This is a genomic window from Sphingopyxis sp., from assembly GCF_040216815.1.
Taxonomy (GTDB): domain Bacteria; phylum Pseudomonadota; class Alphaproteobacteria; order Sphingomonadales; family Sphingomonadaceae; genus Sphingopyxis.
Genome location: NZ_JAVJOJ010000004.1, coordinates 200,191 through 222,495 on the forward strand (window position 1 = coordinate 200,191; position 22,305 = coordinate 222,495).

Here is a 22,305-nt window from a genome sequence, read left to right on the forward strand (position 1 = left end):
CGCTTCTCCCCTATGCCGCGCCCAGCGCCTGCCGATAGAGCATGGAATCCGCCGCGTAGAAATTGCAGTGAAAACCCGACGGCACGCGGAACGGCACCTGCACCGTCGCGACCGGCCCCGCGGCAATATCGAGCGCGTCGAAGATCGCAAGCTCGCTGGTCGCGGCGCCCGCGCGGTGAACCAGCGTCATCGCATAGCCGTCGCCTTCGCCCGCCGCGCCCATTCTTGGTGCAAAAATCAGTTCGCCGCACGACGCGCCGTTGCCGAAGTGGAAATAATCCTCTTTGCCGCTCACGGTGTCGAAGCGCAGCACCGCGTCCATCCCCTCGGCGCGCCCGTCGCGGCTATTGATGTTGATGTTCGCAAAGCTGTGACGCGAGGCGCGCGTCATGAAGCGGTCGTCGGGGCGCGGAAACTGAATGTCACGGTCGTTGAGCACCTCTTCCTTGATCCACGTCCCGTTGCCGTTCGTTCCGGGATCGATCGTCCAGCGCCGGAGGCTCTGCTGGGTGTCGCCATGCGTTTTCTTCATCCCCGTTTCGTCCGGGAAAAGCGCAGTACCGTCGGCGGCGGCGACGTCGGCGACGATCTTGCCGTCCGCTTCCCAGACGTTGAGTTCGTGGAACATGTGCCGCGGTTCATAGTCGAACCAGCGTATATCGCCCGCCGACCCTTCGCGCGGCATCACCGCGAATTTCGTCGGACGGTCGTTGACCCACGCGGTCATCGGCCCGCCCTTCATGTAACGGCCGAGATCGACGTCGATCGGGATCACCGGAAAGACGACCCAATTCTCGGTGAGGAAAAAGGTGTGCATCAGCGCATTGTGCGGCATGTCGATGACCTCGGCCTTGCGCACGCTGCCATCGGCGGCGATGACGTCGTAGCGGATTTGCGCCGCGCCCATCGGGCCGTTGATCATCGCGCCGATATTCACCAACTCGCCCGTGTGGTGGTCGATCTTGGGATGCGCGGAAAAGGTCGTGGTGATCGTCTCGCCATAATGTTCCTCGCCCAGTGTTTCGAGCGTGCGCGGGTCGAGCGCGACTGCGGGCGCCCCCTCCATCAGCGCGAGCAGCTTGCCACCATGGACGATAATGTTGGTGTTGGCCGTGTTATAACGCTTGTCCTGCACCGACGGATCGGCGGTTATCGGGTTGCCGAACAGGCCGAAGAGGCGTTTGCCCGCCGCCTTTTCCAGTTCGAACTTTTCGGTCCGCACCCAGCGGTTGAGCATCGATGCGCGGCCGCCCTCGATATGAAAGGCGTAAACCATGCCGTCGCCGTCGAACCAGTGATATTCGCCCTCGCGCGTCGGATAGAGCGGTTCGGGGCCGTTGCGGTAAAAAACACCGACCAGATCGTCCGGAATCTGTCCCTCGACGATCAGGTCGGGCGCGGTTGCTTCGAATCGTACCGGCTGGTGATGGCCCGACAGAAAGGGATGGTCGAAAAAGGCCTGCGTCATCGCGTCATCGCTCCCGAAACCATGGTAGGCCGCCGAAGAAGGGGGCGGTGCCGTGCGCCGCCCCCAGCCCCCCTTTTCTTCGCGTCGTGCCCGTGACGCGAAGCCTTGCTTCCTTTAGAAACGGAAGCCCAGCTCGACACCATAGGTGCGCGGCGCCTGCGCCGCGCCGAAGGTGAACAGCCCGGCGACCGGCAGCGTCGACGACAGGCCCTTGTGGTTGGTGAGGTTGCGGCCGAACAGCGCCAGGCTGACTTCGCGGTCGTCTCCGAGCAGAAAGGTGTAGCCGATTTGCGCCGACAGATTTTCGCGATCCTCGGTAAAGCAGCGGTTGTCGTTGACGACATTGCCGGGGACGATCGGCCGGTTCGGCGCGATACAGGTCACATATTTGCTCTGATAGCGCAGCAGCGTCGAGGCGTCGAACCGCCCTGAGCCCATCTCTTTCGAATAGTTGAGTCCGGCCGACCATTGATATTTCGGCGCGCGGCGGAGCGTCAGCGTCGAAACGTCGTCGGGCACGCCGTCGGGCGCGCTGCCCGGCGTCAGGCCGACCACATCGTTGAAAAAGCTGTCATATTGCGCGTCGGTGTAGCTGAAGGAGGCGTTGAAGCTCAGCGCATCGGACAATTGCGCGATGATTTCGGCCTCGAAGCCCTTGATGTCGGCCGACGAAGCGTTGCGGACGACCGTTTCCTGCGGGTTAGAGGATCCCGGCGGTGCAGGCTGCACCACCTCCTCCTGCTTGTCGTTATATTTGGTGTAATAGAAGGCGAGGTTCGTACGCAGTGTGCGGTCGAGCCAGTCGGCCTTGAGCCCGACTTCATAGGCATCGACCGTTTCGGGCTGATAGGGGCCGAGCGAGGTCGGCGACGCCGCGCGACCGTTGAAACCGCCGGATCGGAACCCGCGCGAGAAGGACGCGTATACGAGCTTGCCCGGCTCGATCGTATATTCGGCATTGGCGCGCCAGGTGAATTTGTCGAAGCTGTCGCTGCCGGAACAATTATTCGCCGGGCTGTAGACCGGAATGACGACGCCCGGCGCCGGGCTGGTCGTTCCGGTAACGGCGACGCACGATGTGCCGTCGAAACTGGGCTGGGTAATCCTGACCAGCGCACCGATGCGCCCATAATTGTTGAAGATCGATTTTTTGTCCTTGGTGTAGCGGGCGCCAAGCCCGATCTTGAACGCATCGGTCAGGCTGATCTGCGCGTCGGCGAACCCCGCATAGGATTTCGCATTGTGGTCGACATATTGACGCAGCACCGCCGTCGAACCTTGACCGAGTACCACGCCGAAATTGGTCGACTGGTCGAGCGTGTACGAACTGTCGAAATAATAGCCGCCGATCAGCAGATTAACCGAATCGAACTCGGCAAGCAGGCGCAGTTCCTGGCTGAACTGGTCATATTCCTGCTGGCGCCGGGTGTCGAAGAAGTTGGCCGAACTGCCGTCGAAGTCCTGCGTTACCGATTCCTTGTTCGCGATATATCCGGTGACCGACGAGAGTGTCAGACGGTCGCTGAGTTCGATGTCGATATTGCCCGTCACGCTGTCGACATTGTTGCGAACCGGAGTCTCGATATTCTGATAGGTCGTATAAAGGCCGCGCGCGGGCAGCACTGAACGGTTGCATTCCTCGGCCGGCGAAAAGCCCGGCGCGCCCGGCGCGGCGCAGATGACATCGCGGCCGGTTTCGGACAGCGCCGAAGCCACGGTTTCGCCACGTTCGCGCGTGTGCTGATAGGTGATTTGCGCGGTGATCGCGTCGCTCGGCGTGATGAGCGCGGTGACGCCGCCGGTCAGCGTTTCATATTTGCCTTCGCGGCGATCCTTGGTGACATTGTGGTAAAAGCCGTCGGTTTCGTCGTAATAGCCAAAGGCCTTGATCGCGATGAAATCGCCAAGCTTGCCGGTGTTGACCACCAGCCGCGCGCGCCGCGTGTCGAAACGGCTATAGGCGAACTGACCGCGTACCCCGAACTCCTCGGTCGGCCGCGTGCGAATGACGTTGATGACGCCGCCGATCGTGTTGCGGCCGAACAGCGTCCCTTGCGGGCCGCGCAGCACTTCCAGTCGTTCAAGGTCAAAGCTGTCGAGCAGCTGGCCGGTGTTGGTGCCGATAAACACGCCATCGACAACGACGCCGACCGCCGGGTCAAAGCTTTTTTCAATGTCTTCGAAGCTGATGCCGCGGATCGAAATCGCGGCCGCGCTCGGCCCGGCGCCGACCTGGTCGACGACCAGGCTGGGGACGCGGCCGGCGATGTCGCGAATATCGTCGATCGTCGCGGACTCGAGCGCCTTTTCGTCGAGCGCGGTGACGGCGATCGGGATCGACTGGATGCTCTCTTCGCGTTTTTGGGCGGTGACGACGATTTCGCGGATCGCGCCGCCGCTATTGTCGTCGGCCGGCGCCACCTGCGCGATTACGGGTTGGGCGATTGCCAGCGCGGCCAGCGATACGGTTGCGCGGACGGCAGGCAGCATTCGGGCATGCGTGAACATCGTCGATCCTCCCTCTCGTGCCAGCGCATCAGTTCGCGGGTCACGTTGAAAAGGAAGGTCCGCCGAATGGGTGATTTGAACAATCATCAAAAATATCAGGCGGGTCGATGCGACAGATAATTAATTGAATTTATTGATGTTGGGTCGCGGCGCCATCGACGAAAAGCCCGTGCCCGGACATGAAACGCGCGTCGTCCGATGCCAGAAAGGCAATCACGTCGGCTATGTCGTCGGGCGTACCGAGACGGCCCAGCGCTGCCTTGTCGATCCAGCGCTGCCGAAACTCGGGGCGAGCGACAAAGGCCGGCGCGGTCATCGGCGTGTCGATCGCGCCGGGCTGGATGCAGTTGACCGTGATACCAAAGGCGCCTGCCTCGGCCGCGACCGATTTGGTCATGCCCAGCACGGCATGTTTGGATGCGCCATAGGCCGTCATTCCGGCTTCGCCGAAACTCGACATCACCGACCCGATCAGGATGATCCGCCCATGGGGTGAGGCTTTTAGCAGCGGAAAGGCGTCGCGGATCAGGCGGAAGATCGCGGTGACGTTGACGGCCATCATGCGCTCGAAAAACGCGTCGCTATGGCCCTCGATCGGCTCCATGCCCGTTATGCCGGCGCAGGCGACGACGATGTCGATCCCGCCGAAACGGTGCGCGGCCTCGGCGACGATCGCCGCATTGGCGCCCAAAGCCGTCACGTCGATTTTCAGATCGACGTCGCCCGCCAGATCGGCGGTCAGGACGTGCGCGCCTTCGCTGCGAAGCTTGGACGTAGCTGCGCGCCCGATGCCCGACCCCGCGCCGGTAACGATCGCGCGCCGGCCGGAGAGGCGGCCGCTCATGCTGGCCCCTGCCAGCGCTGGAGGGGCGTGAAGACGCGACGGACAAAAAGCCAGCGCCCCTCGTGCCGGATACATCTGTCGTCATATGTGCCGAGATCGCGATGCGCGCGGCCGTCGCGGTCATAGCTTTCGGCGGTATAGGAGCGCATGGTGGCGTGATCGCCGTCGATCTCTATCGATCCCGGCCATGCCTGAAAGACGATGCCGGGGAAATTCGCCATCGCCGATCGCCAGGTCGCGACGATGGCGTCGCGCCCGACAAAATGGCCGAAGCCCGGCAATATCCACTCGCCATCGGGATGCCAGGTCGCGCCCCAGCCATCGGCGTCATGCCGGCATACTGCGTCGGCATAGCTGTCGAGCAGGTCGCGGAGCGCCAGCCGGTCTTCGCAGGAACCGTTGAAAACCATATCCCCCGCCTAAAGCGAACTGCCGCCATCGACGCGAAACTCGGCTCCGGTGGCAAAGGCCGATTCGTCGGACGCGAGGTAGAGGACGATCGCCGAAATCTCTTCGGGCCTGCCGAGCCGCCCGATGGGGTGCGTCGCCACCCAGCGGTCGTAAAGGGCTTGGGGATCGGGAACCTGCGCCATCACCTTGTCGAGGATCGGCGTATGGATCGCGCCCGGATGCACCGAATTGCATCGGATGCCATAGCCTTCGCGCGCATAGTGAAGCGCCACCGACTTGGTCAGATGCGTCACCGCGGCCTTGGCGGCATTATAGGCGGCGAGGTCGCCCTGCGCGCGCACGCCGCACATCGATGACATGTTGATCACCGAACCGCCCTCATCCTTCATCTTCGGGATGATATGTTTGCAGCCCAGAAAGACGCCGTCGACATCGACGGAAAATTCGTGGCGAAAGGCCTCCAGCGTCAGATCCTCGATCGAACCATGCGTCGTGATCCCGGCATTGTTGACGAGAATATCGATGCGGTCACAGGTGTCGAGCGCGGCAAGCCACTCCGCCTCCTTCGATACGTCGAGCCTGACGAAGCGCTGTCCGAGCTCGGCGGCCAGCGCTTCCCCCGCCGCGCTGTCGATGTCGGCGATAACGACGCGCGCCCCCTCGGCGACAAAACGGCGCACGATGTCGAGGCCCAGCCCCGATGCCCCGCCGGTCACAAAAGCTGTCTTGCCCGCGATCCGTCCGCTTGCTGCCGTCATCGCATCCTCCCGTCGTTTCCCGCCACTATCGGGCGGCCGAGGGGGCGAGGGGACTATTTAATGCGCTAGGTGCGGCAAGCGCGCCGCCGGTTCCAGATTGCATCGGAGCAGGAGAGGCGGCGTGAGCGCGAATTGGGACTATATTATCGTCGGCGCAGGGTCGGCAGGTTGCGTGCTGGCCGAACAATTGAGCGCGGACCCCGGATTCCGCGTGCTGCTGCTCGAAGCCGGCGGGGCGAACGACAGCCGTTGGGTCGCCATCCCGAAGGGCGTCGCGAAGCTCGTTACCAATCCCGACCATATCTGGGCCTATGGCGTGTCGCAGCCGCGCGGCGCGGGCGCGGCGGCCGGCGAAACGTGGATCCGCGGCAAAGGGCTGGGCGGATCGTCGGCGGTCAACGGCATGATCTGGAGCCGCGGCGAGCCCGCCGATTACGACGAATGGGAAAGGCTGGGATGCACCGGCTGGAACGGCAAGTCGATGACCGATGCCTTTCGCCAACTCGAGGATCATGGGCTCGGCGCGAGCCCCTCGCGCGGCACGGGCGGCCCGGTCGGCATCGCGCCCAAGATTCACAGCTATCCACTCGCCGAAACGATGGTTCAGGCGGGGGTGGAGATGGGGCTGAAACCCGTCGACGACCTCAACGCCGCGACGTCGGACCGCGTCGGTTTCTATGCGCATAATATCCGTGGCGGCCGGCGGCAGAGCGCGGCGACGACCTTCCTCGCGCGCGCCGCGAAACGTCCGAACCTGCGCGTTGTTACCCACGCGCTCGCCGAACGGCTGATCGTCGACGGAGGCCGCGTCACCGGGGTCGAGGCCACGGTCGCGGGCCGGCGGCAACGCTTCGACTGTTCGGGCGAGGTGATCGTGTCGGGCGGTACGCTGGAAAGTCCGCTATTGCTCCAGCGATCGGGTATCGGGGCCGCCGAGGTGCTGCGCGGGGTGGGGGTCGAGCCAATCGTCGATGCACCCGACGTCGGCCGGCGGATGCGCGAACATCTGGGGTTCAGCATGCCGCACCGCCTGAGCCGCGATGTCGGCACCAACCGCAGCTTTTTTGGTATCGGACTGATGCGCGCGATGGCGCAATATATGCTGACGCGCGGCGGCATCATGGCGACGGGGCCGTTCGAGGTCGGGGCGTTCCTGAACCTGACGAGCGGCGATTTGCGACCCGACCTCCAGCTGTATCTGGGCGGCTACACCTTTGCGCTCGGCGACGACAAACACCCGGTACCGCTCAGCAGCATCGACCGCCAGCCGGGGATGACCATCTATGGCCAGCTACTCCGCCTGACAAGCGAGGGCAGCATCCATATCACCGGCCCTGCCAGCGACGCCGCGCCCGACATCAGACCCAACTGGCTGTCAACCGAGGCTGACGAAGGCACCGCGATTGCCGCGGTCCGCGCCATGCGCCGCTATGTGGCGCAGCCCGCGCTTGCGGGATTGATCGAGCGCGAACTGCTCCCCGGCGCAGCGGTGCAGAGCGACGCCGAAATTCTCGCAGCCTTTCGCCGCCTTGCGACCTCAGGCCTGCACGGGGTCGGGACGTGCCGGATGGGCAGCGACACTCGCGCAGTCACCGATGCACGGCTGCGCGTCAACGGCGTCGGCGGGCTGCGCGTGGTCGATTGTTCGGTCATCCCGTCCCCCGTCACGGGCAACACCAACGCTCCCGCGATGGCGGTTGCGCTGCGCGCGGCGGGGCTGATCCGCGAGGACCGGCGGCGGCTGCGCGGAGTCGCTTAAGCGCTTTCGCGTTCTTTCAGCCAGCCGATTCCACGGCGCAGCAAGTCGTAAAAGACCGGCAAATCCCACGCGCACCGGTCGACGGTCGGCCACCAGTCCATCATCGGCTGCAAATCGTAATGGCCGCGGCAATGGCCGAGCGTCAGATAGAGCACCGCGCCCGCCCCATGCTGCTTGATGTAAAAGACCGGATGGGTCCCGGGCGCGCCGTCGGCCTCGACAAAGCCGGTGCCGGGGCCGGTGCATTCGGTGTCGAGCAGCACATGCAGGTCGCCATGCGTTTCGAGATGATAGAGCTCGTCAGTCGTCTCGAAAGCTTCAATCCCGCGCGTCAGTTCATGGTCGGGATCGACGACGCGCACCGTATAGGGTTCGATCGCCGGATGGCTGATGAACTGCGATCCCAGAAGGTCCATCATCAGCGGCGCCCAGCGCGGCGCATCCCACACCCCGTTTTCGAGCAGGCGCAGGATCGAGTTGGTGCCGTGCAGGGCATACCAGCGTCCGCCCTTTGTAAGCCAATCCTTTAGCGCTTCTTGCGCAGGCAGCGACGGCGTGACGTCGCAGGTGTAGGTGATCAATATGTCGGCAGCGGCGATCGCTTCGATATTGTCGTAGTTTTCGAACACCCGCGTCCGGACGCGCGGATCCTCGGCGAGCAGTTTCAATAGCTCCAGCCGTGCGAAATCCATGTCGTGCCAGACGCCGCCGCAGATCAGCACGCAGTTGATGCGGGGTGGATGTTCGCTGTCGCTCATCGTGTCGCTCTCCTCCCTTGGTATCCCATCATGCGATCAAGATCAGCGTGCGTCACCTTGCTCAATTGATAGGTTCGCGCAATGCGCGAAGCTGGCAAGAGGGGGCGTGAAGGGAGAAGCGCGATGCAGCACCGACTGCGCGGGAAGGTCGCTTTGGTTACCGGGGGGACGAGCGGGATCGGCGCGGCGACGGTTGCGCGGCTCGCGCAGGAGGGCGCGAAGGTGGTCTTTACCGGCTCGAACGCCGAAGCGGCCGCAAAGGTCGAGGCCGATACCGGCGCCGTGTTTCGGACCCACCGCGTCGAGGACGGCGCCGCCTGGGAGGCGCTGATGGCGGAGATCGAGGCCGAATATGGTCGGATCGACATCGCTTTCGCCAATGCGGGGACCGAGGCGGGCGATGCGAGCGTCGAAGACATCGCGATCGATGCGTGGAACCATATCGTCGCCGTGAACCAGACCGGTGTGATGCTGACCGTGCAACATGCGATCCGGGCGATGGCCAAGAACCCCGACGGGCCGACCGGCTCGATCATCGTCAATTCGTCGATGAACGCGCACCGTGCGATGGGCAATTACGCCGCCTATTCGGTGACGAAGGCGGCGGTCGTCGCGCTCGTCAAATCGGCGGCGATCCACTCTGCGGGCAAGGGTTATCGCATCCGCGTCAACGCGATCCTGCCGGGCGTCGTTGAAACCGACATGATCCGCGGCGTTATCGACCGCGCTCCCGACCCCGCTGCGGCCCGCGCGGCGTTCGAGGGGATGGCGCCGATGAAACGGATGGCGCAGCTCGACGAAGTCAGCGCCCTCGTCGCATTCCTCGCGTCCGACGAGGCGGCGTTCATCTCGGGCGCCGACTATGTCATCGATGGGGCGACGACCGCCGGCATGATGGGTGTCTGAACCCTTCGCGCTTGCCGACCGATCGAACGGATTTCAAATGCAAGGTCCGTAATTCACCTTGTTATCAAAGCCATAATACCAGTATCGTTTTCCGCGATTGCCGTTGCTGGCGGTGCAGCTGCTGTAGCCCGATCGCGCGCTCGTCTGGCCCGGATTGGAGTAGGTGGTGCTGTCGGTCTGCGGGCGCGCCGGGGCGGCGTTTCGGGCAAGCGCCGCCCGTCGGCTCATTTCGTTGCGCGCGGCCTGCGCGGCCGAGGAGTTGCCCAGCATCCGCACGATCACCGGAAGGTCCTGCTGGCGCACATAGGCCATCTGGCCCGCGGCGGCCACCCGGCTGACGGCATAGTCGAGCACGACAGGGGTTCGCGCTTCTTCAATGGCGTGGATGACCGATCCGCCCCAATTTTTCTGGTCGATCCCATTGTCGACATACAACATGTGAACCGCATTCGCCGCGCCATGACGTGCGGCGCGCTCGTTCATCTTTCGCGCGCGGGGAACCTCGCTGCACGCCTTGGTGGTTCCGAGGCGGCAAGCCCGGTCGAAAGCCAGCAGATATTCGGCAGCATATTCCCCAAGCGCCGGGTCGGGCAGTTCCTGCACGGCGATCATCAGGTTGAAGCATCCGGCCAGCATATCGCCCTCGCAGGCCTTGCGGCCGAAGGGGATCGACGCTGCGAGGTCGCGGGCGGGCGAGGCCTTGCTCGTCAGCAATTGCGACATGGCATGACACGACCGTGCGTCGCCCAAGGCGCAGCCGCGTTTGCCGGGCACCGCCACCGCGGCCCAGTCGGTGTAAGGCGGCAGGCCCTCCGCCAGTCCGCTTGCGACGAGCGCGGCGTCGCCGCACATGGGGGCGCCAGTCGGCATCTGACATGCAGCGGTCGAAATTTCGACAAATCGCGCCATGTTGAATGTCGGTTTGCCTTTCTCCACCAGCAATTTCGTCACCAGCAAACAGCTGTCCTTATCGCCGCCGCGGCATAAAGGCTCGGCGATCCGCAGCGATCCCACATAATCGCCGCGATCATGTAGCGCCTGAGCCTGACCGATGTTCTGAGCCTGGCCTGGTTGAGGCGCGAAAATCAGAAAAGCCAGAAAGGAAAATAGGCCGGTCATTCGCATTGCATCATCCATCGTTTAGTAGCGCCATCATCAGCGGGCAGAGCCCTGCGGGGCTGGCATCGGATCATTCAAACTTGTCCTGATGCCCGCGGCGGACCAGTTCGGCCATCGCGGGGGTCAGCTTTCGCATCGCTTCGGCTTTCTTTTCATAGGCATAGGCGTTGGGAACTTCGACCCGTCCGCTGGTCGTCCCGCGGCCGGCGCGGTACATCGCGGCGGCCTGCACCGCTCCGTCGAGCTCGCCATGATCGGCGGCGCGCTTGAACATTTCGAGCGCCTGCGCATCGTTCTGTGTCACCCCGCGCCCGTCGCGCAGCGCATAGCCCGCCGACAGTTCGGCGGGGCCGTAACCCTTGAGTGCGGCCTTGGCGATATATTCGAAGCCGAGCGGGTGATTGGCGGGCAGCTTGCGCCCGGACAGCAGCTCAAAGCCAAGGTCATTGGCCGCCAGCACGCTGCCATTGTCCACCGCGCGCTTCATATAGAAGATATATTTGTCATAATCGCGCAGCACCGCGCCGCCGCCGTCATTCCGGCCGGTGAAATAGAGCGAAGCCAGCTTGCGGCTGGCCAGATTGTCGCCTCGCATCGACAATTCGGTCAGGATTTCGATGGCCTTTGCCGTATCGCGCTGGAGCAGATAATCGCCGGCCAGCGACTGCCAGCGGGGCGATTGCGACTTGCTGATCCCGACCCCGGCCCTCCAGGGATATTGCACGCCGGTCAGATATTTCGCGGCGAGCAGGTGCGCCGCCGCGTCTCCCGGGCGCAGACGGACGGGGGTGGCATATTTGATGGCCTTGGTCAGCGCTTCGGTCTTTTCGGTGCGATAGGCGATCGAATGTTCGCCTGGCCCCTTGTCGAATAGGGTGGTGGCCTTGAGCTTCTCGAAATCATATTTCAGCTCGCCCTGATCTTCACAGAAGCTGCAATAATTGGGATCGAGCGCGATCCTCAGATAGCCGGCGACCGCGTCGCGGTTGCCGAGCGCCGCGCCCTTTTCATAATAGGACAGGGCCTCGCCGCGATCGCGCGCGCGGAACATCTTCCAGCTATCGTCAGGGGATTCCGCGATCTCCCCCACGCGCGCGAAGGCAAGGCCCTCATTCTGTTCCATCGCGAGAGAATAATATTTCAGCATCTGCTGCTGAATCTTTTCGCGCGACCAGGATTCGCCGAGCAGATCGGTGCGCATCTTGTCGCCGAACGCAACCTGGGCCGAGGCACTGCCACCGTCGGCGCGCGATTTGAGTGCCTGAACCTCCGGATTGGCGAACCAGGCTTTGACCCGCGCCTCGGAGGCGGCGAGTGCTTCCTTGGATTCTGCGGCAAGGCCGCCCGCCAGATCGTCGAGGCCGCTTTGGGCATGGGCCGGTACGGCGAGCGCCGTCAACGCCAAAAGCAGGCCGAGGGGCCGGGAGGTGGAAGGAAAGGACATGCTCATGCTCCGGATTGCGCTGGGGTGTTGGTGAGGGTGCAGGCCTGTTTGTGACCGAGCTGGCAGGCCTTGCGATGCGCGGTCGCGGCCGCTTCGGGATCGCGGATATGGTTCGGCCCCTTGGTCAGTAGCTCGCCAAGATTGAAACAGCCGCTGTGACTGTCGAGCGCGCAGGCTTTGCGGAGCAGCGTCCTCGCCTGCGCGAAATCCGCCGGGCCGTTCATTCCGTTCATCAGCATGACGCCCCTATTGTCGCAGGCGTTTGCGTTGCCGGCGATGCAGGCTGCGTCGAGCAATGTGGCGGCGCGCGCGATGTCCCTTGGCCCCGCTTCGCCCATCATCAACATATAGCCATGGTTGGTGCAGCCGTCGTTGCTGCCCGCCGTGCAAGCGGCATCGAACAGGCTGCGGGCGCCGGGCAGGTCGCGCGGACCGCCTTCGCCGAACTTCAGCATCACCGCATGATTGTTGCAGGAATCGGCAATCTGTGCGTCGCACCCCTCGGCGAATAGCGCGCGCGCCTCGACGACCTCTTCGTCGTTCGCTGGCTCGTAATAGAAGAGCTGGCCGAGGTTGTAACAGGCGTTCGCATAGCCCGCGCGGCACGCCCGCCGATAATTGCGCACCGCGGACGGGCGGTCGGCGGTGCCGCCGATCCCCTTTTCGAGCATCGCCGCGAGGAAATTGCACCCCTCGGCCGCCCCCTCGGCGCATGCCTTGGCGGCGAAGCGGCGCGCGGTCACGTCGTCCTTGGGCAGTTTCTTGCCTTCATACAGGCGGATTGCCTGTTTGAGGCAGGATTGCGCGTCGCGATCGACCTCGCACGCTACGACCAGATCGGGCGTCTGGCTGCTCGGTGATTGTGCAGCCGACGCAGGGAGCAGCGCGATCAGGCCAGTAAGCGCTACGGCGAACGGAAGGCGGAGCAGGGCGATCATTCGGGGCGCGGCACAACGGCCCAGGCGATGGCTTCGCGGAGCTGGGCGAGGGTGAATTTCTGGGGCTGGGGATCTTTACCGAGGCCGTAGAAGGACGTCCATTTGCCGTCGCCGTCCTGCCACTTGATATGGATTACAGTCGCATCGGCTTTGCCCGCCAGCGCGGCGATCGAGGATTTTGGCAATTCAAAGCGCGCGGAGCCCAGACCCTCCGACCCGCTTCCCGACAATTTCGTTAGAGGCATGGTCGTCCCGTCGCTGAGGCTCAGCGCGACGGCGGCGGCATTCCCGCCGAGCCGGGCCGTCCACCCACCCTTGGGGCGGAAGAACAACTCGCCGCGGGGCCCGCCGAACAAACCGATGCTTGTCAGATAGAGGAAGGCGGTGTCGGTGTCGCCGCGATCGACGAGGCGAAAGGCATTGATCCCGTCGCGCGGCCATGAGCCGTTAAAGGCGCCGCGCCGCAGCCGCCATGGCCCCAATTCCTTTGCCACCACGACGGATTGATATTTGCCCGCCAGCGACGAACCCGGGCCGTTGTCGGCGGCGTCGGCGCGCGCATTGTCCTCAGCCAGCCAGAGGGCGTCGAACCCCGCCTGCAACAAGGACGAGCCCTGCGTGCGGGCGCAGTCGGTGTCGATCAGCCCGGCGAACATCTTTTGCAGCCCGTCGAACGTGGCGCGATCGCCATTCGCGTGGTGCCGCGCCGCCAAGGCCGCGACGAGCGCCCAATCGGATCGCGGCAGCTTCTCGGCCATATTGCCCGTCCAGCATTTTTCGGGATCGCGGGTCATCACCGCTGGCGCCGCCTGCAGCGCGTGCGCGATCAGCCGGGCATTATCGATGCGGCGCCATTCGGTATCGTGCGCGCGGCGGGCAAGGCATCCCCTTTTCCAATCCTTCACGCCGGTCGGCGCATGGTCCAGCGACGCAAACACTTCGGCCGTGGTGGCGCGCGACAGGTCGCGGGCGAGCGCATCGCGCAGCACGACCAACCCCCGATATTCGCCCTGATCGAGCAGGTCGCACTGATCGTTGGCGCCGAGCGCATAGGTGGCGACGCCGTAAAACTGCGCCATCAAGCGCAGCTTTTCGGCATTGGATTGCGTCTGCGCGCCGGTGGCCGTCGCGAGAGCGGCCGAGGCGACGAGCGTGGCGGAAATGCGCGAGAGAATTTTGCGAATTTTCATGGAACGAACTGGCGCGCCTTTGACGTTGGTGGAATGGGGGCTGGAACGCCCGCGCTGCAGGCCTCGTCGCTGCCCAGTCGGCAGGCTCGCCGACGCAGCACATCGGGATTGTGATCGGCGCGGAATGGCGCCTCCCCATTTTCGACGATCGTTGCCAGCGTTTCGCACGCCTTGGCCCAGCCAAGGTCGCAGGCATGGTCGACGAGCGCGAGGGCGCGCGGTTGATTGACGGGGCCGCCGACGCCCTTTTTGTGCATCACGGCGAAGGCGAAACACGCCTGCGCGACGGAACCGTCGCAGCCCGCGCGCATGTAGCGCCGCGCCGCGCCTTCGTCGCGTGCACCAGCAGGGCCGTTCGAGTAAAAGAGCCCCAGATTGGCGCAGGCGATGCCGATTTGCGCGTCGCAGGCGTGCTGAAGCGCTGTCAGCGCGCCGGATGCCGAGGAGCCTTCAGCGTCCTTAAGCAGAATCTCCAGCAAGTTGATGCAGCCATCCGCCCGGGCGGACAGGCAATGCGCCGACGCCCGTTCGAGGGTCATCTCTTCGTCGGCGGCTGGCGCAGCAACGGGCAGGCAACCCGGATAGGCTTCACGGGCGCAGGCCGCGGCCGCATAGCGCTGAACCGCGCGCATATCCGCCCCGCCACGCTCCTCGGCACGCAACAGGGCGGCGGCGTCGTAACAGGCTGTGCCGTTCGCTGCCGCGCGACATTCCTCGCCCATTTGCAGCAGGGCGATCGCGACAAAACCCTCGGTTCCTTTGGATCGTGCCGATACGGCGCCCAAAGCGCGGCCCATTTTCATGCAGGCGAAATCGCTTCCCGCGAGGCAACCCGCGGCGAGGTCTTGCGCCGCGTCCATCAACGATCCGGTGCCGGTCGCGCGGTCGAGCTTTGCCAGGCCCGCCATCGTGCACGAGGGCGCAAGGCCCTTTGCACACGCGGTGGCAAAGTCATCGATAGCGCGCGCGGTTTCGCCGAGCTGCTCGTGCGCCAAAGCGGTCCGGTGCAGCTCGAACCGATCGGGTTCGGTATCGACCGCCGCCGCGGGCGCCGTTGGACCGGATGCGAGCAGTGCGGCCGCCGCCATCCAGCCGCGTTTGAAATGGTAGCGCCCAAAGATTATTCTTGGCCAATATGTCGCTGTGCCAGTCACGTTTGGTTCAAATGGCCCGTCAAAGTTCGGGCTTCCTCCTGATTTTCTTTGGTGTTGCAAGGCGTTCGATAGTCTGGTTCCCGATCCGACGCTTGGCGAAACCCGACACGCAATCCGTAACGGGCGTCAGCCAGCGACCGGGACGACAGCCGATACGCTCGTTCGGTTCATCATCCAAATGAAGGATGGGGTGCAGTTTTCCCCGGCCCTTGTGCGGTCGTATCGATACGCACGCCGCGCGGTCGATCAATTTTGCGCGGATTGCGAGGGGTGATATGGGCTGCTGCGTAAGAAGAGGGTAGAAAGGTTGGGCGAGACCAGGCGATGGATGATGAACTCCGCATCCTGAACAGGATCGATACAGCGGCGGCGCTCGACGCGCTCGACGATCATATCCTTGCGGCGCTTGCGGTTCGCCGCGCAGAAGCGAGAGCGAACCGGCGCCTGATGGCGCTGGTGGCGCTATTCTCGCTCGGAACCGGGGTGATCGCCGGCAGTGCCTTTCCCCAGCCGGCGGTCGCGGCAAGCCCGCTCAATCCCTTTGGCCCGGCGAGCGCGCTGGCGCCCTCGACGTTGCTGGAGACGCGTTGACCATGGATTTTCGCCGGCTGCTGCTGATTGCCGTCGTTGCGTTCGGCGCCTGCTTTGCCGGCGTGTTTCTCGGCCAGCGGATCGCCGAGGCACCCAATCCCAACGAAACCGAGCTTCACGCCGTCCTCCATGAGCGGATCGAACTCACCGGCGCGCAGAAAGCGCGGATCGGCAAGATCGAGGCCGTTTTCGCTGCGCGGCGCCATGGGCTCGAACGGGAAATGCGCGCGGCGAACATCCGGCTGGCAAAGGCGATCGAGGCCGAACAAGGCTATGGCCCGCGCGTCACCGAAGCGATCGACCATATGCACGAGGTGATGGGGACGATGCAGAAGGAGACGCTTGCGCATCTGTTCGAAATGCGAGCGATCCTCGACCCGCAGCAGACGCAGCTATTCGACGAAAGCGTGGTCAAGGCGCTGACCGCCGATGCGCGGTGAGCCCTGAATCACCGCAAAAGAGCGACCGGGATCTGGCGGCGATAGCGCGGGCGGGGCGCGAGGATGCCTTCCGGGAATTGCTCGGCCGTTACAAGGCTCCCGTCTATCGGTTGATCGCCAAACAAGTCGGCGATCCCCAAGAGGCGCTCGACTTGACGCAGGAGACGTTCGTGGCCGCCTTTGCGGCGATCGACCGCTATGACGGCGATCGTCCGTTTCGCGTGTGGATCGCGCGCATCGCGATCAACAAGTGCCGCGACTGGGCGCGGCGGCGGAGGGTGCGGGCTTTTTTCGCCTGGGCGCTCCCGCTCGACGATGCGCATCATGTCGCGAGCGACATGCCCGCGCCCGATCTGCAGGCCGACGTCCGGATGGAGCTGGAACGCGTTCGCAGCGTCATCGCCGAACTGCCGCAGCCTCTGCGCGAGGTTCTGGTTTTGCGCGGCCTCGAAGAAGCCACGCAGGCGGAGGCCGCGGCCATTTTGCAAGTGAGCGAAAAAACCGTGGAAACCCGGCTATATCGTGCCAGAGCAAAGCTCAGGCATCTGCTCGATCGCGAGCGGGACTGATACCCGCATGAGGGGTGGTCTTCGCCCGTGCGTATGGATGGAGCACGTCAATCATGTCGGGGAAAAAATGCATATCGATCGACGCCGCTTCGTAAGCGCGGTCCTGGGCGGCGGCGCGGCCGCAACCATCGTCCCGTGGTTTCCTGCGTGGGCGCAGCCCGTTTCGCAAGGCATTCCCGCGCTCCCCAGCGTATCGGGGACCGACATCCGGCTGCGCATTGCGCACCAGACGCTGCGCGTCGATGGAAAGGTCAGCAAGGCGATCGGCATCAACGGCACGGTGCCGGGGCCGCTGATCCGGTTGAAGGAGGGGGAGCAGGCGCGGCTCACGGTGATCAACGACTTGGACGAAGACAGTTCGATCCACTGGCACGGGCTGATCCTGCCCTTTCACATGGATGGCGTTCCCGGCGTCAGCTTTCCGGGGATCAAGCCGCGTTCGACGTTCGTTTACGAATTTCCCGTCGTCCAGTCGGGCACCTATTGGTATCACAGCCATTCGGGGTTGCAGGAACAGCTTGGCCATTATGGGCCGATCGTGATCGATCCGGAGGGCAAAGACCCCGTCGGTTACGACCGCGAACATGTGATCGTCCTCTCCGACCACAGCCAGCTCGCGCCCGAAGAAATTTTTCGCAAGATGAAGGTCAATCCGGGGCATTTCAACATGCAGCGCCAGACGCTGTCGGGGCTGCTCGCGGGCAAGGACCAGTCGCTTAAGGAACGCATCCTATGGGGCGCGATGCGAATGGACCCCACCGACGTCGCCGACGTCAATGGTTCGACCTACACCTTCCTCGTCAACGGCTATGGCCCGCGCGACAATTGGACCGCGCTGTTCCAGCCGGGCGAGCGTGTACGCCTGCGCATCGTCAACGCCTCGGCGATGACGATCTTCAACGTCCGCATCCCGGGGCTGCGCATGACGGTGGTGCAGGCCGACGGGCTCAACATCCGGCCGGTCGCGATCGACGAATTTCAGATCGGCGTTGCCGAAACCTATGATGTCGTCGTCACGCCCGACGAAGACCGCGCCTTCACCTTCGTTGCCGAAGCCAATGACCGGTCGGGCATGGCGCGCGCGACGCTCACCCCGCGTCTGGGGATGGTTGCGCCGGTGCCCGCGCTGCGCGCGCGGCCGCTGGCGACGATGAAGGATATGGGAATGGACATGTCGGGCGGCGGCGATGGCGCCTGCACCGCTGAACATGCCGCCATGGGCCATTGCACCCCGGCCGCCGACGGCGCTGCGGATCACGCCGCGATGGGCCATGGTGCGGGCGGAATGGATCACAGCATGCGCGATTTCGACGTCGCGCCGCAGGTGAAGCGCGACCCCAGCGTCCAGTCCATCTCGCCGATGCCGGTCGATCGCATGGGCGAACCGGGTCAGGGGCTCGAAGATGTGGGGCATGAAGTGCTGACCTATCACCACCTCGTCGCGCTTGACCGCAACCCTGACGTGCGCGCGCCCAGCCGCTCGCTCGACATCCACCTCACCGGCAATATGGAACGCTTCATGTGGTCGTTCGACGGGGTGAAGATGTCCGACCACCACGAACCCATCCCCTTTATCGAGGGCGAACGCGTTCGCGTGAACCTGATCAACGATTCGATGATGAGCCACCCCATCCACCTGCACGGCCATTTCTTCGAACTGGTGACGGGCAAGGGCGATCACGCGCCGCGCAAGCATACGGTGATCGTCCAGCCGGGCGGGATCGCGACCTTCGACTTCACCGCCGACGCGCTCGGCGACTGGGCGTTCCACTGCCATCTTCTCTATCATATGCACGCGGGGATGATGCGCATCGTTAGCGTTCGTCCGAAGGGAGAGGCAGCATGAGCCGCGCGTCGATGCTGCTCGCCGGCCTCTCGGCCCTCGCGCTCGCCGTTCCCGCGCTGGCGCAGTCGGGTTCCCATGCGGGGCATGGCGCGCATCAGCCCCCCGCAAAGGAGGCACCGGCGCCACAGCCAAAGGCACAGGGCATGAGCGGTGGCTGCACCGCTGAACATGCGGCGATGGGCCATTGCACCATGGCCAAGGACGACGATCACGGCGGGCATGACGCGCACGGCGATCATGCCACGCCTGCCGAACCGGACCCCCATGCCGGACACAAATTGTCTCCGCCCGCCACCCCCGCGCGGGGCGATCCCGCCTGTCCGCCCGAGCATGCCGCCATGGGGCATTGCACGCCCAAGGCCGCGCTGCCCCCGCATTCCGCTGGCGGCGCAGTGGGCACCGACCTGCCGGCGGGCGATGCTCCCGCGCCCCCGCCGCCGGGCGACTGGTACGCCGACCGCATCTTTTCAAATGCCGAAATGGATCATTCGCGGCACGAAATGATGAAGGAAAATGGCGGCCAGACCTTTGGCTTCGTCAGCGTCGACCTCGAATATCAGGCGCGCAAGGGGCATGATGGGCTGAGCTGGGACGGAGAGGCCTGGTACGGCGGCGACATCAACCGGCTGACGATCAAGAGCGAAGGCGAAAGCGCGATCGGCGAAGGGCTGGAGGAAGGCGAGGTGCAACTGCTCTACAGCCGCGCGATCGGCCCCTATTTCAACGCACAGGCGGGGGTTCGCCAGGATTTCGGCCCCGCTCCCGACCGCAGCTATGCAACCATCGCGATCGAGGGGCTCGCCCCCTATTGGTTCGAGGTCGAAGGCGCGCTCTTTCTGTCCGACAAGGGGGATGTGCTCGCCCGAATCGAAGGCGAATATGATCAGCGCATAACCCAGCGCCTTGTGCTCCAGCCGGCGGTCGAGGCCAATTTCGCGTTGCAGGATGTGCCCCAAAACGCGATCGGGTCGGGACTCTCGGACGTCGAGCTTGGATTGCGCCTGCGTTACGAGCTCGTCAGGGAATTTGCGCCCTATGTCGGCGTCGAATGGAGCCGGAAGTTCGGTGATACGGCGCGCTTCGCCCGTTTCGGCGGCGAAAGCGCCGAAAGCACCAGCTTCGTTGTCGGAGTACGCGCCTGGTTCTAACGCCGCGCGCTCCATGGCATTCCGATCTGGTGGCGATCTCGCTCCCTTTTCGCGCGATGCGGTGGACAGGGTGTCGTTAAAGGCCGCCGACGTGGCACGTTGAACGCGCTCACCGTCTTTAGCAAAGGTGGCGGCGCCCCGGCCGTATAGGCAAGGACGCCGCCGGCTGCCAGCTGTGGGTCGCAGAAATGCCGTCAGCCCCGCGACCTTCAGCCGAACCGGGCGGTGCTTTCATCCTCCAGATGAAGGATGGCGGTGATTTTTCGATCAGCCCGGCGCCGTCGCGCCGATGCGGGCCAGCAATCCTGCAAGATCGGCCTGCCGCGAAGCGCCGGTCTTTTCCAGGACGCTTCGGATCTGGCTTCGTACCGTGCTGATCGCCACCCCGCCGGTCGCCGCGATCGTTTCGGGGGTGTCGCCGCGCGCAATGCCGCTGGCCACCCGTGCCTCGGATGGCGTCAAGTCGAAGAGCGAACGCATCAGCGTCGCCGAAGGAACACGGTGGGACGCCACGGGAACGAGGATCAGCAACGCATAGCTGTCGCCAAACACATCGTGCGCCCCGCGGCGGATCGGGATCAGATGCGCAACCTGTTGCGGGGCCCCCAGCGCGTCGCGCACCGGAAAGGACCGGACGCCACCGTCCGACCCCGCCGCGAGCGCCGCCAGCGCCTCGCCCAACAGGGCGTCGGCCTGCCGGTCGGCCAGGCGCAGCCGTCCGCGCGCACCGTTCACAATATGCGGCGCGACCGTCTCGGCGAGCGGGCTGGCGTCCATTGTTTCACCGTCGGCGCGCAGCAGGAACGCCGGCAGTTGCAGCGCGGCGAGCGCCTCGGCAGCGCCCTGGGCCCGCTTGTGCTGGAGCCGCGCGCTCACGAGCGCGCTGCGCGCCAGATGCGGCCGCAGCGTGTTGAGCCGCGCGACGCTGTCCGCCTCGACGGGGCCGTCGGCATAGGCGCGCTCGACGCTGAACACGATATTGTCGCCGGTCGGCACCTGCACGCCCGTCCCGGCCGACCAACCCAGTCCGCGTGGTCGAAAAAAATCGCGGTAGACGGGATCGGCGTCGATTTCGGCGTCGCTCCAGAAATCATGTTCGACGAAAAAGGACGGTGATTCCTGATCCATCAGGCACAGGCGGCGGCTGCATTTGCCGAACCACCCATCCTCGACATAGGCAGCGAAGATATCGGAAATGCGTTCCGATGCGGTCCAGTTGAGCGCTTTGCGTGCCGAAAACAGCAGGCCGCCGGTTGAGCCCGCCAGCTGCGCGACATCGTCGAGAACCGCCGGCCACGCCTCCGGCACGACGGAACATTCATAAATTCGGTCGACCAGATTCTCGTGCATCGGCAACTCCCCACTCGGGACAGGCCATTTGCGCAATGGCCCGCAATTGCAAGGATGTTGCGACGGATTTTCGCGGCGACACCCAGCAGGTCCGGCGTTGCCGATCATATTCCCAAGCGATGATCTGGTGCCGGCTGTCAGACTCGAACTGACGACCTACCGCTTACAAGGCGGTTGCTCTACCAACTGAGCTAAGCCGGCGTGTCGCGCCCTTTGCGTCAAATAATGCCAAAGGTCCAGCCTTCGGTGCGGGCAAGACGATCCGAAAGCGGGGCAGGGGCCCAGCTTGCGGTGTCGCCCGCGATCGTGCTCAGCCAGGCGGCGGCGAGCAGCGCGTCGGCGGCATGGTCGCTGACCGGCCCGGCGATCCCCGCGCCCGGCGAACCGAGCACCGACAGCGCCGCGTCGAGCGCGGCACCGTCGCGAATCTTGCTGCGACCGGGGCGCAGCCCCGCGGCGCGCGCGGAAAGGCTGGTATAGATTTCGGCCAGCACCGGCCCCTGGCGCGGCACCGGGTCGAGCGGCCAGAGCGGAATCCGGCCGCGAAGCCGGTGCAGCAGCCGCATTCCCGAAAGGCTCGCCTTGCCGACCTGCGCCGCGCCGACCAGGTTGAAATTGCTGACGCTCGCGGCTTGCTTCGTCGCGCGCTGATGCTGTTCGACGATCCGCAGCCGCCCGGCACCCGGCGCAAAGAGGTCGCCGACATCGCCGCGGCCGTGACGGAAATGCCGCCGCGCCTCGGGATGCGCCAGGAAGCCGCCGGCCTCATAATGCGGATCAGCAGTCGCGAGCCGCTCGACCAGGGCCCAGAGCGCGGGCATGTCGGCGGGGCTTTCGTCCCATTGGGGAAAATAGGCTTTGCAATCGGCAAAGGCGAAGGACGCCGAAAAATCGAAGCCGATCAGCATATTCGTGCCCGCTGCCGCGACACTTTCGATCCATTCCAGTATCTCGGCGCGCGACCAGATATGCCCCGGACGGACCAGCGCGGGCGCATCGCTTTCTCCGGCGACGGCGAGGGCGATGCCGCGCTGGCGCGCCCCGCGGGCGCCCGACCAGTCGAGGGCGGCGAAGTGGGTAAAGCGGCGCATTGCCGCCATCTAA

20 protein-coding genes and 1 tRNA gene are annotated in these 22,305 nt (G+C 64.7%); 7 read left to right on the forward strand and 14 right to left on the reverse strand.

Going from position 1 to position 22,305, the window contains the following annotated elements; genetic code table 11:
- Positions 1 to 10 precede the first annotated feature (10 nt).
- The 5 genes from RIA72_RS04795 to RIA72_RS04815 all read right to left on the reverse strand — a co-directional run bounded on the left by RIA72_RS04795 (position 11) and on the right by RIA72_RS04815 (position 5,989).
- Positions 11 to 1,468 (reverse strand): carotenoid oxygenase family protein, encoded by a 1,458-nt coding sequence (locus tag RIA72_RS04795; RefSeq protein ID WP_350031185.1) that lies wholly within the window; start codon positions 1,466 to 1,468, stop codon positions 11 to 13.
- Positions 1,469 to 1,582: 114 nt separating this feature from the next.
- The gene (locus tag RIA72_RS04800) at positions 1,583 to 3,976 is read right to left on the reverse strand and encodes a TonB-dependent receptor (protein WP_350031186.1); all 2,394 of its coding nucleotides are present in this window, start codon (positions 3,974 to 3,976) and stop codon (positions 1,583 to 1,585) included.
- A gap of 130 nt (positions 3,977 to 4,106) precedes the next feature.
- The gene (locus tag RIA72_RS04805) at positions 4,107 to 4,820 is read right to left on the reverse strand and encodes an SDR family NAD(P)-dependent oxidoreductase (RefSeq protein WP_350031187.1); all 714 of its coding nucleotides are present in this window, start codon (positions 4,818 to 4,820) and stop codon (positions 4,107 to 4,109) included.
- Positions 4,817 to 5,230, reverse strand: coding sequence for a nuclear transport factor 2 family protein (locus RIA72_RS04810; RefSeq protein WP_350031188.1), 414 nt, complete (start codon positions 5,228 to 5,230; stop codon positions 4,817 to 4,819). Before RIA72_RS04810 ends, RIA72_RS04805 begins: the two co-directional genes overlap by 4 nt.
- A 9-nt stretch (positions 5,231 to 5,239) precedes the next feature.
- Entirely contained in the window at positions 5,240 to 5,989 is a 750-nt protein-coding gene (locus tag RIA72_RS04815; RefSeq protein WP_350031189.1) for a glucose 1-dehydrogenase, read from the reverse strand.
- Between the two features lie 121 nt (positions 5,990 to 6,110).
- Here RIA72_RS04815 and RIA72_RS04820 point away from each other — a divergent pair, with 121 nt between their 5' ends.
- Complete coding sequence (locus RIA72_RS04820; protein WP_350031190.1) at positions 6,111 to 7,748, forward strand: GMC family oxidoreductase; 1,638 nt, start codon at positions 6,111 to 6,113, stop codon at positions 7,746 to 7,748.
- Here RIA72_RS04820 and RIA72_RS04825 read toward each other — a convergent pair.
- Positions 7,745 to 8,506 (reverse strand): ThuA domain-containing protein, encoded by a 762-nt coding sequence (locus tag RIA72_RS04825; RefSeq protein ID WP_350031191.1) that lies wholly within the window; start codon positions 8,504 to 8,506, stop codon positions 7,745 to 7,747. The two genes, RIA72_RS04820 and RIA72_RS04825, sit on opposite strands and share 4 nt — an antisense overlap.
- Positions 8,507 to 8,629: 123 nt before the next feature.
- On the opposite strand from RIA72_RS04825, the gene RIA72_RS04830 reads away from it, so the two are divergent.
- Positions 8,630 to 9,412, forward strand: a complete 783-nt coding sequence (locus RIA72_RS04830; protein WP_350031192.1) for an SDR family NAD(P)-dependent oxidoreductase — start codon at positions 8,630 to 8,632, stop codon at positions 9,410 to 9,412.
- Positions 9,413 to 9,445: 33 nt separating this feature from the next.
- Here the strand turns inward: RIA72_RS04830 and RIA72_RS04835 are convergent, their stop codons facing one another.
- From RIA72_RS04835 to RIA72_RS04855, 5 genes are all read right to left on the reverse strand, one after another.
- Positions 9,446 to 10,363 (reverse strand): hypothetical protein, encoded by a 918-nt coding sequence (locus RIA72_RS04835; RefSeq protein WP_350031193.1) that lies wholly within the window; start codon positions 10,361 to 10,363, stop codon positions 9,446 to 9,448.
- 238 nt (positions 10,364 to 10,601) lie between these two features.
- A complete protein-coding gene (locus tag RIA72_RS04840; RefSeq protein WP_350031194.1) occupies positions 10,602 to 11,975 on the reverse strand; it encodes a tetratricopeptide repeat protein in 1,374 nt (457 codons plus the stop codon).
- Between the two features lie 2 nt (positions 11,976 to 11,977).
- Positions 11,978 to 12,913 carry a tetratricopeptide repeat protein gene (locus tag RIA72_RS04845; protein ID WP_350031195.1) on the reverse strand — a complete coding sequence of 312 codons (936 nt, stop codon included), beginning with the start codon at positions 12,911 to 12,913 and terminating at the stop codon, positions 11,978 to 11,980.
- On the reverse strand, positions 12,910 to 14,103 hold the full coding sequence (locus RIA72_RS04850) for a hypothetical protein (protein WP_350031196.1): 1,194 nt from the start codon (positions 14,101 to 14,103) through the stop codon (positions 12,910 to 12,912). Before RIA72_RS04850 ends, RIA72_RS04845 begins: the two co-directional genes overlap by 4 nt.
- Positions 14,100 to 15,191 (reverse strand): tetratricopeptide repeat protein, encoded by a 1,092-nt coding sequence (locus RIA72_RS04855; RefSeq protein ID WP_350031197.1) that lies wholly within the window; start codon positions 15,189 to 15,191, stop codon positions 14,100 to 14,102. Before RIA72_RS04855 ends, RIA72_RS04850 begins: the two co-directional genes overlap by 4 nt.
- 390 nt (positions 15,192 to 15,581) lie before the next feature.
- Between RIA72_RS04855 and RIA72_RS04860 the strand changes: the two genes are divergently transcribed.
- The 5 genes from RIA72_RS04860 to RIA72_RS04880 all read left to right on the forward strand — a co-directional run bounded on the left by RIA72_RS04860 (position 15,582) and on the right by RIA72_RS04880 (position 19,851).
- On the forward strand, positions 15,582 to 15,848 hold the full coding sequence (locus RIA72_RS04860) for a hypothetical protein (RefSeq protein ID WP_350031198.1): 267 nt from the start codon (positions 15,582 to 15,584) through the stop codon (positions 15,846 to 15,848).
- Between the two features lie 2 nt (positions 15,849 to 15,850).
- Positions 15,851 to 16,288 carry a Spy/CpxP family protein refolding chaperone gene (locus RIA72_RS04865; RefSeq protein WP_350031199.1) on the forward strand — a complete coding sequence of 146 codons (438 nt, stop codon included), beginning with the start codon at positions 15,851 to 15,853 and terminating at the stop codon, positions 16,286 to 16,288.
- Entirely contained in the window at positions 16,285 to 16,857 is a 573-nt protein-coding gene (locus tag RIA72_RS04870; RefSeq protein WP_350031200.1) for an RNA polymerase sigma factor, read from the forward strand. The genes RIA72_RS04865 and RIA72_RS04870 overlap by 4 nt, the downstream gene beginning before the upstream one ends.
- Positions 16,858 to 16,924: 67 nt before the next feature.
- Positions 16,925 to 18,703: a copper resistance system multicopper oxidase gene (locus RIA72_RS04875; protein WP_350031201.1), complete on the forward strand. Its 1,779-nt coding sequence runs from the start codon at positions 16,925 to 16,927 to the stop codon at positions 18,701 to 18,703.
- Entirely contained in the window at positions 18,700 to 19,851 is a 1,152-nt protein-coding gene (locus RIA72_RS04880; RefSeq protein WP_350031202.1) for a copper resistance protein B, read from the forward strand. The genes RIA72_RS04875 and RIA72_RS04880 overlap by 4 nt, the downstream gene beginning before the upstream one ends.
- A gap of 267 nt (positions 19,852 to 20,118) precedes the next feature.
- Here RIA72_RS04880 and RIA72_RS04885 read toward each other — a convergent pair whose 3' ends face one another.
- The 3 genes from RIA72_RS04885 to RIA72_RS04895 all read right to left on the reverse strand — a co-directional run bounded on the left by RIA72_RS04885 (position 20,119) and on the right by RIA72_RS04895 (position 22,301).
- Positions 20,119 to 21,201 carry a helix-turn-helix transcriptional regulator gene (locus RIA72_RS04885; protein ID WP_350031203.1) on the reverse strand — a complete coding sequence of 361 codons (1,083 nt, stop codon included), beginning with the start codon at positions 21,199 to 21,201 and terminating at the stop codon, positions 20,119 to 20,121.
- Positions 21,202 to 21,326: 125 nt separating this feature from the next.
- Positions 21,327 to 21,402: transfer RNA gene (locus RIA72_RS04890), tRNA-Thr, on the reverse strand.
- 17 nt (positions 21,403 to 21,419) lie between these two features.
- On the reverse strand, positions 21,420 to 22,301 hold the full coding sequence (locus tag RIA72_RS04895; protein ID WP_502957934.1) for a hypothetical protein: 882 nt from the start codon (positions 22,299 to 22,301) through the stop codon (positions 21,420 to 21,422).
- Between the last annotated feature and the right edge of the window lie 4 nt (positions 22,302 to 22,305).

What these genes read in the sequence shown, in the direction of transcription:
- RIA72_RS04795 (WP_350031185.1), bottom strand. Translation starts at nt 1,468, where the DNA reads ATGACGCAGGCCTTTTTCGACCATCCCTTTCTGTCGGGCCATCACCAG.
- RIA72_RS04800 (WP_350031186.1), bottom strand. Translation starts at nt 3,976, where the DNA reads ATGTTCACGCATGCCCGAATGCTGCCTGCCGTCCGCGCAACCGTATCG.
- RIA72_RS04805 (WP_350031187.1), bottom strand. Translation starts at nt 4,820, where the DNA reads ATGAGCGGCCGCCTCTCCGGCCGGCGCGCGATCGTTACCGGCGCGGGG.
- RIA72_RS04810 (WP_350031188.1), bottom strand. Translation starts at nt 5,230, where the DNA reads ATGGTTTTCAACGGTTCCTGCGAAGACCGGCTGGCGCTCCGCGACCTG.
- RIA72_RS04815 (WP_350031189.1), bottom strand. Translation starts at nt 5,989, where the DNA reads ATGACGGCAGCAAGCGGACGGATCGCGGGCAAGACAGCTTTTGTGACC.
- RIA72_RS04825 (WP_350031191.1), bottom strand. Translation starts at nt 8,506, where the DNA reads ATGAGCGACAGCGAACATCCACCCCGCATCAACTGCGTGCTGATCTGC.
- RIA72_RS04830 (WP_350031192.1), top strand. Translation starts at nt 8,630, where the DNA reads ATGCAGCACCGACTGCGCGGGAAGGTCGCTTTGGTTACCGGGGGGACG.
- RIA72_RS04840 (WP_350031194.1), bottom strand. Translation starts at nt 11,975, where the DNA reads ATGTCCTTTCCTTCCACCTCCCGGCCCCTCGGCCTGCTTTTGGCGTTG.
- RIA72_RS04845 (WP_350031195.1), bottom strand. Translation starts at nt 12,913, where the DNA reads ATGATCGCCCTGCTCCGCCTTCCGTTCGCCGTAGCGCTTACTGGCCTG.
- RIA72_RS04850 (WP_350031196.1), bottom strand. Translation starts at nt 14,103, where the DNA reads ATGAAAATTCGCAAAATTCTCTCGCGCATTTCCGCCACGCTCGTCGCC.
- RIA72_RS04855 (WP_350031197.1), bottom strand. Translation starts at nt 15,191, where the DNA reads ATGGCGGCGGCCGCACTGCTCGCATCCGGTCCAACGGCGCCCGCGGCG.
- RIA72_RS04860 (WP_350031198.1), top strand. Translation starts at nt 15,582, where the DNA reads ATGGATGATGAACTCCGCATCCTGAACAGGATCGATACAGCGGCGGCG.
- RIA72_RS04865 (WP_350031199.1), top strand. Translation starts at nt 15,851, where the DNA reads ATGGATTTTCGCCGGCTGCTGCTGATTGCCGTCGTTGCGTTCGGCGCC.
- RIA72_RS04875 (WP_350031201.1), top strand. Translation starts at nt 16,925, where the DNA reads ATGCATATCGATCGACGCCGCTTCGTAAGCGCGGTCCTGGGCGGCGGC.
- RIA72_RS04880 (WP_350031202.1), top strand. Translation starts at nt 18,700, where the DNA reads ATGAGCCGCGCGTCGATGCTGCTCGCCGGCCTCTCGGCCCTCGCGCTC.
- RIA72_RS04885 (WP_350031203.1), bottom strand. Translation starts at nt 21,201, where the DNA reads ATGCACGAGAATCTGGTCGACCGAATTTATGAATGTTCCGTCGTGCCG.
- RIA72_RS04895 (WP_502957934.1), bottom strand. Translation starts at nt 22,301, where the DNA reads ATGGCGGCAATGCGCCGCTTTACCCACTTCGCCGCCCTCGACTGGTCG.